General features: G+C 32.5%; 9 protein-coding genes. All 9 read left to right on the top strand.

Features of this window, described 5'->3' with window-relative positions:
• Positions 1-1768 (top strand): DUF7507 domain-containing protein (locus M2326_RS16895; RefSeq protein WP_264620725.1); only part of this gene is annotated, 1768 nt, incomplete at its 5' end.
• A gap of 50 nt (positions 1769-1818) precedes the next feature.
• Positions 1819-2754 carry a PorP/SprF family type IX secretion system membrane protein gene (locus M2326_RS16900; RefSeq protein ID WP_264620726.1) on the top strand — a complete coding sequence of 312 codons (936 nt, stop codon included), beginning with the start codon at positions 1819-1821 and terminating at the stop codon, positions 2752-2754.
• 887 nt (positions 2755-3641) lie between these two features.
• The gene (locus M2326_RS17615) at positions 3642-3848 is read left to right on the top strand and encodes a cadherin-like domain-containing protein (protein WP_413603279.1); all 207 of its coding nucleotides are present in this window, start codon (positions 3642-3644) and stop codon (positions 3846-3848) included.
• Positions 3799-3996 (top strand): hypothetical protein, encoded by a 198-nt coding sequence (locus M2326_RS16905; protein WP_264620727.1) that lies wholly within the window; start codon positions 3799-3801, stop codon positions 3994-3996. The genes M2326_RS17615 and M2326_RS16905 overlap by 50 nt, the downstream gene beginning before the upstream one ends.
• Positions 3974-5146, top strand: coding sequence for a T9SS type B sorting domain-containing protein (locus M2326_RS16910; protein WP_264620728.1), 1173 nt, complete (start codon positions 3974-3976; stop codon positions 5144-5146). Before M2326_RS16905 ends, M2326_RS16910 begins: the two co-directional genes overlap by 23 nt.
• A gap of 56 nt (positions 5147-5202) precedes the next feature.
• On the top strand, positions 5203-6132 hold the full coding sequence (locus tag M2326_RS16915) for a PorP/SprF family type IX secretion system membrane protein (RefSeq protein ID WP_264620729.1): 930 nt from the start codon (positions 5203-5205) through the stop codon (positions 6130-6132).
• An 18-nt stretch (positions 6133-6150) separates the two neighbouring features.
• A complete protein-coding gene (locus M2326_RS16920; RefSeq protein WP_264620730.1) occupies positions 6151-8094 on the top strand; it encodes an OmpA family protein in 1944 nt (647 codons plus the stop codon).
• Positions 8095-9846: 1752 nt separating this feature from the next.
• Positions 9847-10671: a hypothetical protein gene (locus M2326_RS16925; protein ID WP_264620731.1), complete on the top strand. Its 825-nt coding sequence runs from the start codon at positions 9847-9849 to the stop codon at positions 10669-10671.
• A 54-nt stretch (positions 10672-10725) separates the two neighbouring features.
• A partial coding sequence (locus M2326_RS16930) for a DUF7507 domain-containing protein (RefSeq protein WP_463671347.1) occupies positions 10726-12563 on the top strand: 1838 nt, incomplete at its 3' end.

A 12563-nucleotide genomic window follows, 5' to 3' on the forward strand; every position in this document is an offset into this window, starting at 1 on the left:
AGATTACCCACTAGTTGCTACGGCACAAAGTAGTACAATCCCAGGAAAAGGAACGTTTGTTTTGAATGCAGATGGTACGTATGTATTTACACCAAATGTAGGCTTCGTTGGAACTGTTAATATTCCATATACTATGTCAGATAGTAGAGGGGCTACTGATGTAGCAACTGTTTATATATTTGTATTGCCTCAGCCATCTATAGCAATTGAGAAAACTGGAATATATAATGTGATAGAACGTACCGTTACATATACTTACATAGTAAGAAATACGGGTAATGAGCTACTAAACAATGTTTTAATTTCAGAGATTGCAACCAATTTTACAGGAACAGGAATATTACCTGTAGTGACTTATGTTTCAACTGTACCGCAAGAAGGTTCTTCTGCTACATCTATAGTAACGGGTGCGGTATCCACTTATACTGCTACTTATGCTTTGACACAGGCAGATTATGATGCTGGACAAGTAACTAATCAAGCACTTGTTTCGGCAACCGATATATTCGGAATAATGGTAAAAGATAAATCTGATGATACTAATAACCCAACGGATATTGACACTAATGGGGATGGTAATCCGGATGACCCAACAGTGACAATAATTACTCAGACACCAAAACTTGAAATTACAAAAGATGCACAATATAACGATTTGACAATAACTGGATTAAATGTAGGCGATAATATTACTTATACATTTGTTGTAACTAATACAGGAAATGTTACAATAGATATTCCTATTATTAATGATGACTTAGTAACTGTATCGGGTGTAACACCAATTAAATTGGCTCCAGGAGATATAGGAAAAGCTACAGCTACTTATATTTTAACGCAGGTGTATATAGATCGTGGTGTTGTTTATAATGTTGCCACAGTGACGGGGGTTAGTCCTTTTGGAGATATCGTTACAAGTGAGCCTTCTGTAGATCCAACTGATCCGATATTGGTAGATAGTCCTTATTTTAAAGCTGATTGTCCTACTTGTACAGTTGTAGTTTTAAATCAATCCCCATCGATTGCATTGACTAAACAAGGAGATTTTATTGATGCAGATGGAAATGGTCATACGGAAAGTGGTGATCAAATTAAATATACTTTTGTTATCACAAATACTGGTAATACTGCATTGCATAATGTTGAAATTGATGAGAATACTACTAACTTTACAGGTACTAATATTATGCCGACATGGCCTTCGAGTTATGAGTTTTTGGGTTCTACCCAAGGATCTTCATCTGGAACGTTGTTAGTAGGAGAAAGTGCTACTTATGTTTGGTATTATGTAATAGATCAACAGGATATTATATCAGCATCTCTATCCAATAGTGCGGTTGTAAATGCTAATGGCCCTATAACAGTATTGTATCCATCAGGTCAACCTGTTACTGATATTTCTGATGATGCAGTAATTATAGATGATGATCCACACACAACAACAGTGGTACCAATTGAAGGTTGTAGAATTGAAGTATTTAATGCTATTTCTCCAAATGGTGACGGACTAAACGATGTATTTAAAATTGGAGGTTTAGAATGTTACCCAGACAATACAGTTCAAGTATTTAACCGTTGGGGAGTATTGGTCTTTGAAAGAACAGGTTATAATAATTCAGACCGTGCATTTAAAGGGATTTCAGAAGGTAGAGTAACGGTTTCGCAATCTGAAGGGTTACCAGTTGGAACTTACTTTTATGTCCTTTCGTATGTTGATTCAGACAAAGTGGTACATCAAAAATCAGGGTATTTGTACTTGAATAAATAAATAAATCATCCCTGAGTAATAAGTTACTCAGGGATATTATAAATAAGATTATGATAACAAAACGAATAATTTTCGGATTGATTTTACTTGTGTTTAGTATTGGTTATTCTCAGCAGGATGCTCAGTTTACTCAGTATATGTATAACACAATAAATATAAATCCTGCTTATGCAGGATCTCGTTCTACATTAAATGTATTTGCACTCCATAGAACACAATGGGTTGGTCTAGATGGTGCGCCAGTAACGAATACAGCTTCTGTTAATACGCCTATTGAGGGTACTAATTTAGGGTTAGGGGTATCTGTTGTTAATGATAAAATTGGTCCTTCTGATGAGAATAATATATCGGTAGACCTTTCCTATAGTATTAATACTTCAGATAATTATAAATTGTCATTTGGATTAAAAGCTACTGCCAATTTATTAAATATTGATTTTACAAGATTGAACCAATATGATAAAAACGATTATACCTTTGAAAATAACATTGATAATAAATTTTCACCTAATATAGGTTTCGGTCTTTATTTGCATTCTGATAAAAGTTATGTTGGTTTCTCAATTCCTAGTTTGCTTGAGACCAGTCACTTTGATAGATCTGCAGGGACAAGTAATGCAAATAGTCACGTCGCCAAAGAAATTATGAATCTGTATTTAATAGCTGGACATGTGTTTGATTTAAATCCTGACTTAAAATTTAAGCCAGCGTTATTGGTCAAGGAAGTGCAGGGGGCTCCACTACAAGTAGATTTATCAGGAAATTTTATGTTTAATGATAAATTTATGATAGGTGCAGCATACAGATGGAGTGCAGCAGTTAGTGCTATGGTTGGTTTTCAAGCTACAAAAAGTTGGTTTATCGGATATAGTTATGATACGGAAACAACTAATTTAGCTAACTATAATTCAGGGTCGCACGAGATCTTTCTTCGTTATGAATTGTTTAATAAATTCAACAGGATTACTTCACCCCGATTTTTCTAGTAATGAGTTTTATATTTCTTAACTAGGCTATTCTCTTATCTATTTGATTCAAATAAAATTATGTTTCAAAATGGATAGTAGCGTTCTTTAAAAATCTGATTTAAGTATGCTTTTGATACTACAAATTTCAAATCTTAAAAGTCTGTTATTTATCTTTAATTGATTACTCTAGTTGAAGTAGATGGTCTATTACTATATTGAAAAATTGAATTTGTAATACCTTGGTCTTGCATATTTAGGTCAACGATTTTATTTAGTAACTTCACTAACGGTTAATGTAAGATCATTTTAAATTTCATTATTTTTTGTGATCTTAGTTTGAAACAGATATTTTTGAATATAAATTTTCGATATTAAAGCCCACTAATTTTTTGATTTTGTTCTGTATTGAACGACTGCTTTTGTCTTTCATCAAAAGTAATTGTTTGGTGTCTTTTCGTTTTTTTTTACATACTATTTTAGTTTAATATATTTCGAATATATCATTTTGCTTACTTAAATTTGATTGTTGCGTATTTCATTAATTCAAAGTGATATTTATCAATTTACTAAAATTTATTGCTGAAAATCATGGGTTTTTAGTGTTCTAAAATTTATTACTTATAGTCCTTATATAAGTGATATTACCATGCGTGGATAAAGTATGATATTTTACTATTTTATACCTTTTTGGTTGAATATTGACTCTAATTCTTTGTTTTAATAGTCAATTTGTAGATTATCATTTCTTCCAGTTACAAATTCATTAATATTAGCTTTTTGTCCTATGTGATTTTTGCATGGCTTTTTAACATCTCGAATTTCGTATAAAGTATAATGTTGATACACTGTTATTCGCTAATTTTAGGTAGTAACGTTATCGCCATTTACAGGCGATAGCGATCCAGATTGCAGTAACCAATGATTCGGTAAGTATAACAGCAGGGGGAGTAATCACTTTTACCCCAGCAGTTAATTACAAGGGAGAAGTAAGATTTCCATATGTTATTACCGATGGTATCTTAACAGATGATGCAGAAGAAGTAATCACAGTAACCTCAGTAAATGACGCCACCAGTAGCTACATTAACAGCGTCACCAAGTATTGTAAATGATGGAACAGCAAAAGCAGTAGCAGCCTTAACCGGAAGCGATGCAGATGGAACGATAGCAAGTTATAGTATAACAACATTACCATTGACAACCGAAGGAATCTTGTACCTAAGATGGAACAACGCCAGTGACAGCAAACACAGCCCTTAGCGCTATAGATGCAGCTGGATTAAAATTCATACCAACAGCTGGATTTACAGGAAACACAAGTTTTGCTTATACAGTAACGGATAATGGTAATTTTGTAAGTAATCCATCCATTATTAATATTCCAGTAACGAATATACCACCAACCACAAATGATATAGTAAATAGTAGTATATTTAAAAATGGATTAGAGCAAGCAATTAGTCCATTAACTGGCTCAGACATAGATGGTGAAATCTTTGGGTATACAATTAAAAGTTTACCGGATCCATTGTCGGGAATATTAACTTTAGATCGAATCCCAATAATTATAGGGCAATTGATTACCTTGGGTCAAAATAATCAAATTAAGTTTACTCCAAGTTTAGTTTACACTTCAGACAGCACAAGTTTTACAGTAGTAGCAAATGATAATGGAGGTTTGGTAGATTTGAGTCCTGCGACTATAACAATTATATTAGAAGAGAATGCAAATATTTCATTGATTAAAACGGCAGAATTTAAGGATGATAAATATAAAGATGGGTTTGCTCAAGTAGGAGAGACTATTCGTTTTAATTTTGAGATCAGAAATTTAGGAGATGTACCTTTATATAATATTGTAGTATCAGATTTGTTACCGAATATAAAATTATTTGGTTCTCCAATATTAACCTTAAACCCTGGAGAGATTAACTCTACTGCCTATTATGCTGATTATGCTTTGATGCAGTCAGACATTAATCAAGGGTTTGTTGTTAATCAAGCAGAAGTTCAGGGGGTGACTCCAAAAGGAACTCTTGTTATGGATAGATCAGATAATTCTAGTGCTATTGGAGATGAACCTACAATATTAGGTGTTACAGGATGTGTAATTGATCCATTGTCTGGTGTTTCTCCTAATGGAGATGGTGATAATGATGTGTTTTACATTAGAGGTTTAGAGTGTTACCCAGACAATAGGGTGGAAATTTATAACCGCTGGGGGGTCTTAGTTTTTGAGCGTGATCATTATAATAATACAGATAGAGCTTTTAGAGGAGTTTCAGAAGGTAGGGTAACAATATCACAATCTTCAGAATTACCTGAGGGAACCTATTATTATATCTTAAGTTATAAAGATAGTGAATCAAAAGGGTATCAAAAAGCAGGTTATTTGTATATAAATAGATAAAAAGTAAAATTACTGAGTGCTAGTTTTATTAGCACTCAGGTTTTAAATTAAAAAAGATGAAAAATAAATTATCCCTATTAATTTTAGTATTTCTTACGAGTGTAAGTTACGCTCAACAAGATGCGCAGTTTACTCAATATATGTATAATACTATGGCGATTAACCCTGCTTATGCAGGAATGAGAAATAAAATGAGCATTTTTGCTTTGCATCGTACCCAATGGGTAGGATTGGATGGGGCACCAGTGACTAATAACGTATCTATGCACACACCAATCAATGGGGGCAATATGGGTATTGGAGTCTCTGTTTTAAACGATCGAATAGGACCGTCTGATGAAACAGATTTTGGGGTTAATTTCTCTTATAATATTAAGACCTCAGAAACTTTTAAATTATCTTTTGGTATAAAGGGATCTGTAAATTTATTGAATGTTGATTTTAGTAAATTAACCTATTTGACTCCCACAGATAAAAGTTTTGAAAGTAGTATTGATAATAAATTATCACCAAATATTGGTGCGGGTATTTATTTATACTCTCATAATACATATGTTGGGTTTTCTATTCCTAATATGTTAGAGACAAAACATTTTGATAAATACGCTAGTGATGGTGCTTCAAGTTATATTTCCAAAGAAAAATTACATTATTTTTTAACTGCAGGACATGTATTTGATTTAACTGGAGATATTAAATTTAAGCCTTCGATTTTAACCAAAGTTACACAAGGAGCCCCTTTACAAGTTGATTTGTCTACAAATTTTTTAATAAATGATAAATTCGTTATTGGAGCCGCATATCGTTGGAGTGCAGCAGTAAGTGCAATGGTCGGTTTTCAGGTGTCAGACTCTTGGTTTATAGGTTATGGGTATGATTTAGAAACAACACAATTGGCACGTTATAACAGTGGATCACATGAGATCTTTTTGAGATACGAATTGTTTAATAAATATGATAGAATTGTATCGCCTAGATTCTTTTAAAATTAAAATAAAACGAAAATGAAAAAAATTATACTTAGCACTTTTTTCTTTCTATTTATACAGCATAATTTTGCGCAAAAAGCTAGTGTGGCTGCTGCAGATAAGCAATATGAAAGATATTCTTATATAGAAGCAATTGCCACTTATGAACGTATTGCTGATAAAGGATATAAAGATCAGCAGATGTTTCAAAAATTAGGAAATGCCTATTATTTTAATGCTAATTTAGAAAAGGCTGCAAAATGGTATGGAGAATTATTTGAGATGAATGAAGATCAGGGTCCTGAATATTGTTACCGTTATTCACAAAGTTTGAAATCTATTGGGGAATATAAAAAAGCAGATAAAATTATAGCACTATTCAATAAAAAATCTGCCAATGACCAAAGAGCTATTTTGTATAGCAATGATAAAAATTATTTAGAAGATATCAAATCAAATTCTGGAAGATTCATTATAGAAGATGCTGGTATAAATTCTGAATTTTCAGACTATGGTACTGCCTTTTCTGGGAATAATTTAGTTTTTGCTTCAGCGAGGGATACAGTAGGTGTTTCAAAAAGGATTTTCAAATGGACGAATCAATCATTTACCAATTTATACAGTGCAGAAGTACAGTCTAATGGAAAAATAAGTCAACCTGTGCGTTTTAGTAGAAAAGTAAATTCTATATTCCATGAGTCTACTCCAGTTTTTACTAAAGATGGGACTACTATGTATTTTACACGTAACAATTATCTAGACGGAAAAAGAGGTAAAGATACAGAAAGAATTACTCTGTTGAAAATTTACAAAGCGACAGCTGATAATGGAGAATGGAAAAACATTGTAGAATTGCCCTTTAATAGTGATAATTATAGTATTGCACATCCTGCCTTGAGCCCAGATGACAAGGAGTTGTATTTTGCTTCAAATATGAAAGGTACATTAGGTCAGTCAGATATTTTTAAAGTTTCGATAAATAGTGATGGAACGTACTCTACACCTATTAATTTGGGACGTTCTATCAATACAGAAGGCCGCGAAACTTTTCCATTTATAGCAGAGAACAACGAATTGTTTTTTGCCTCTGATGGTAGACCTGGTTTAGGCGGATTAGATATTTATCGTGCCAAAATTGGTATAGGCGGAGTTCTAAGTTTTGGAGAAGTATCCAATTTAAATATGCCAATTAATAGTGCGCAAGATGATTTTGCCTTAATGATGGATAGTACTAGTAAAACAGGTTTCTTTACGTCTAATAGACCAGGCGGGCACGGTTATGATGATATTTACAAGTTTACTGAGGTACCTTGTAACCAGAGTTTATCTGGTGTTGTAAGTGACTTAGACTCCAACGAAGTAATTGGTGCAGCTGCTATTAATTTATATGATAAAGATCATAAGGTGTTAGGGAGCACGATAAGTGACTCAAACGGATACTATACTTTTGCAGTTAAATGTGGAGAGTCATACATTGTTGAGGCTAAAAAAGAACATTATGAATCAAATGAAGATATAACGATTATTGCAAACAAATCGGGTGAATCAACATTGCCACTTACATTAACAAAAGATGGTTGTCACTTAATTGTTGGAGCAGATCTTGCAAAATGTTTTAATATAAAAATGATCTATTTTGATTTAGATAAATCAAAAATCAGAAAGGATGCAGCCTTAGAGTTAGAGAAAATATTAGATGTTTTGCAGCAGTACCCTAAAGTTAAAATCGATATCCGTTCACATACAGATTGTCGACAAACTGCTAAATATAATGAAGCCTTGTCTGATAGACGCGCTAAGTCAACGATGGGATGGTTAGTTAATAATGGTATTGCAGCTAGTAGACTAACTGCCAAAGGTTATGGTGAGTCTCAATTAGTCAATGAGTGTGGGTGTGAACCAACTAATACATCTAATTGCACCGAGGAGCAACATCAATTAAATAGAAGAAGTGAATTTATTGTTACAGCTATTGAGTAATAAATTTGTTTTTTTTAAGAGACTTTGGGTAAATGAGGGTAATGAAATATAGCTTTTATTTTGATTATTATCCTTTTTAAATACTAAAAAAAAAGCTTATAACTGAATTTTAAAGATTCGTTATAAGCTTTTTTTTGTTTTTAATGTAAGCTGTAGGGCCTATTTTCTTATCCTATTTCATATAGTAATGCCACATGATATTGCTCGATTATAACTTTGTATATTTTTTAATTCACTAATTTTTGTTTCAAATCTATATTGATGAATAGTTTTTTCATTGTTGTATTCTAAGTCTTGAGAATCTTTTAGGTCTTGCTGTAATTTAGATAGTATTGATTCCGAATAGATTTTGTTTTATCTCCATCTTTGTAAAATCTTTTTTTAATGAGTAGGTTCTACACTTTTAAACATCAAAAAACTATGTGACTATTTGATGAACTCCATTATCTTTAGTTTTTTGACGTGTTATTTATATTGATACTTGCTTGCAGGATAAATAAAACGATCAGTATTTTTAGGGTCTTCAGATTTATCTTTATGTTCCCTAAAGTCGGGTGCTATTCATTAAGGCAGCTTACTACTATACTATTTTGTCCGCATCAAATTTTAATATTTTTTACCTGATTAGCCCATATCTGTGATATTTATATCTGTATCATTGTTAGTAAAGCTCATAGAATTACAACTGCAGCAATGTTGCATTCTTCAGTCACAGTCGAATGGATTTTGAAAGAAAGTAGGAATTCTCAAGAGTCAAATGAATTATTTAATATCTGTTTTTTATAAAGTTAAGTTTTGAGTGTTTTGTATTTTTTAAACCGGTGAAATTTTTTCCTTAGCAGCAGGTATTAAATTTACGAGACTATTCCTTTTCTGTACCTATTTTTAATTCTTTTGAATACTTCAAATGTTTTTCAATTTCATTTTCGGTTTTGCTTCCTTTGAATGTATTTTATATAAAAAAAAACTGTTTTTATAAGTGATTTTTGGCGTTCTCTCAATAATTCAATTGCAGTCAATGGACTTAATTTGACAATGTATTTGTACTATCAACTATAATAGATTAGGAATGAGTTAAACCTTTTTCAACTGCTATATTTACCTTTTTATTTATTAATAGAGAGATAAATATACCTCTCTTCATTCTAGTTTCCTTACTTTTTGATAGCACTTAAACGGATTGTATTATTTTCATGGCTCATTTTTTTAAAGCACGTATCGTATGGAGAATGTTCAAATTAATTTAGTGTTTGAAACACTATGTTTTATTTTGAAAAGTGGCTGTTTAAGCATCCTCTTAGGTAATCCTACCATGAGTTATTACTGCTATAATATCTATTTTTGAATTCATCAGATATAATCTATAGATCATTTATTTACAATTTTTTCTAAGATGATTTTTTTTAAGAATGATGAGTTTATAGCTAAAATATTCACTTAACTACAACTATAATTGCAGTAATAACATCAAAAGAACCTTACAATTGAATATATGTAAAATTCTTTTTTACTTCTCTTTTTATGAAAATCTGATTTTTTTTTAAAAACAGTACTTTTCCTGCTATTTTAAATTTCAATCAATCTTGTGTTCGTACAGGTTGTTTTTACTTTGTCTTACATAAAAGCGAACTTTATCGTTTAAAAATGTATTTAATCTGATTTTTTGTTTATTTTTGCAAAGTATTCTGTCTAATAGAAGATTATTATAGCCTCTTAAATATTAGTATTAGTTAGAACTTAAAGCTCTAAATTATGAAGAAAAATTACCCTCTTTTGAAAATCGGAAATCCTGTTAAAGAAAAAATGCTTACAGCTAAATGGAGTAAGTTATTTTTGTTTGTTGCTATGATTTTATTGTCTATTAATTCGAATGGACAAATTTATAATTCCGAAATCCCAGTTCCCCTAGTAAACGGTGCTAATTTTAGTGGATTGACAGCAAGTGTCACACAAGGAGGAGGGTTGGGATGTTTATTATGTAGTTATGATGATGTTGGTAATCTAGTTGATAATAATACATCTAATTTTGCAACTAGTTCTCTTGTTGTAGGTCTTGGTGGATCGCATACCTTTACGGTTGCAGATAGCAATACACTTTATGATGCGGGTAGTTTTGTAGGATTCAAAATTCAAGGTTCAAGTGTATTAGACTTGCTAGGGAGTATTACTGTTAGGACTTATAATAATAATAGCTTAGTAAATACATTTGACAACTCAGGTTTGTTGTCGCTTTTGGATGGTGGTAACTCTATATTAGGAGGAAATGCCACTGCACCCTTTAATAGAGTTAGTATTACTATTACGGGTCTTATAAGTGCTGCACGTACAACAAATATTTTTCATGCAGTAATAAGAGAATATAGTGCAGGTCCAGATTTGGATTGCAACAAGAGTACGGCTATGAATTTGCCAACTTATCCTGTGATCGTTGATCAAACTAATACTGGGGTTACCGGTATTGCGACAGGAGGGTTGAGCAATACAGATAATCTGATTAGTTCGAGTACATCCGATTATGCATCGATAAACTTAGGTGTTAGTGTTTTGGCGACAGGAAGCATTGCAGTTAAAGATTAAATTACAAATTATCCAGCGGGTACTTATGCTGGTTTCGAAATAGAAAATAGTGGCTTGCTTGATTTATCGGTTATCGGTAATGTTGGTTTGTCTACTTATAAAGATGGCGTTTTTCAAGAAAGTTCTACATCTAATAATTTGTTATTAGATGTAGGACTTCTTAGTTCTACTGGACGTAATAAAGTTGGTTTTGTTACCACAAAAGAATTTGACGCGGTAAAGTTAACCATCACAAAACCGGCAGGTGTAAGTTTGGCTGAAACTAGAGTTTATAATGCCATTTTTCAAAAATTTTGCGCAGGACCCGATTTAGATTGTAATATTAAGACTGCAATGACTGCTCCTGATTATCCAGTATTTATTAACGGAAAAAATACGGGAGTTGATGCATTAGTTTGTGCATTATGTAGCGTTACTGGTCAAGCGAATTTAATAGATCAAGACCCAACAAATTTTGCTTCGGTTAATTTGGCTGTTGGTGTAGGTGCTTCGGGCAAAATTTCGGTCAAAGATCAAATTACCAATTACCCAGCGGGTACTTTTGCTGGGTATTCTATAGAGAATCCTTCATTATTAAATGTAGATGCATTAAGTGCCATTACAATTACAACTTATTTAGAAGGTGTTCCTCAAGAAGTAAAATCATCTAGTAGTGCATTGGTTTCTGTGGGTACAGATATATTAGTAGGTACCAGCAAGCAGACTATTGGTTTTGTTACCACAAAATCCTTTGATGAAGTTCAAATTACTTTTACAAATTTAGTATCAGTAGATTTAGGAACGGTGAAAGTATATAATGCTGTTTTTCAAAAATTATGTGCTCCAATTGTTGAGTGTGGAAAATCATACGATTTAACAAATCCAGCATTTCCTGTTGTAGTCAACGGAGACAATAGTGGTATCGACGGAGTTGCTTGTGTAGGTTGTGCTGTAAACAATACAGACAATTTACTTACTCCAAGCACAAGCGATTTTGCTCAAATAAATCTAACGGCTGGCGTGTTAGCTTCAGGCTCAGTTTCAGTAAAAGATCAGTTATTTACCTACCCAAAAGGTACTTTTGCAGGATTTAAAATATTTGATTCAAATACTTTATTACAGGTGAATTTATTGCAATCGCTTACTATTTCGACTTATAATAATGGTGTTTTGCAAGAAAAAAAATCAGCTGGAAGCCTTATTGATTTAGGATTATTAGGTGGAACCGTTTTAGGATCAGGACCAGGTGGCTATAATATAGGTTTTAGTACTACTTTACCTTTTGACGAAATCAAGTTAACAGTAAACTCTATTGCAAGTGTAATCAATTCTATCAATGTTTATGGAGCTTTTGTAAATACTTCAAATAGTGACGATAGTGGCATTGGAAGTAGTAATTTACAATGTAGCGGAGGATCTGTTACAGTTACCAAAGAGGATCTATATGTGGATACAAATGGAGATAGTGTAGTGAGTGCAGGTGATAAGATCAATTATACTTTTGCTATTAAAAACACAGGAACTTCAGCTTTAACCAATGTAACGTTGACAGATAACAATGCTACACTTGTTGGTTCTCCAATAGCTAGTTTAGGTGCTGGTGTAACTAACACAACAGCTTATACAGCTACCCATATAATTACACAAAATGATATAGATACTGGTGTTGTATACAACCAAGCTGTAGTAGTTGTAGATTCTTTTGGAACAACTGTTACTGCAAATTCAACAGACCCCGATCCTTGTACAACTTGCCCAGTCTTATCTACCTGTTTAACCTGTACGGCAACGTCATTAAATCAAACTCCTAAGATTGCCTTTGTTAAAACCGGAGTTTACAACGGCGATGCAACCAATGCCAAAGTAGGCGATAAGATTACGTATACTTTCAACGTGAAAAACACAGGAAATGT

Source organism: Flavobacterium psychraerolatum, from assembly GCF_025960985.1.
GTDB lineage: Bacteria > Bacteroidota > Bacteroidia > Flavobacteriales > Flavobacteriaceae > Flavobacterium.

Bases quoted from the DNA above. Each gene is read 5' to 3' on its own strand.
- M2326_RS16900 (WP_264620726.1), top strand. From the start codon at position 1,819: ATGATAACAAAACGAATAATTTTCGGATTGATTTTACTTGTGTTTAGT.
- M2326_RS16905 (WP_264620727.1), top strand. From the start codon at position 3,799: ATGACGCCACCAGTAGCTACATTAACAGCGTCACCAAGTATTGTAAAT.
- M2326_RS16915 (WP_264620729.1), top strand. From the start codon at position 5,203: ATGAAAAATAAATTATCCCTATTAATTTTAGTATTTCTTACGAGTGTA.
- M2326_RS16920 (WP_264620730.1), top strand. From the start codon at position 6,151: ATGAAAAAAATTATACTTAGCACTTTTTTCTTTCTATTTATACAGCAT.
- M2326_RS16925 (WP_264620731.1), top strand. From the start codon at position 9,847: ATGAAGAAAAATTACCCTCTTTTGAAAATCGGAAATCCTGTTAAAGAA.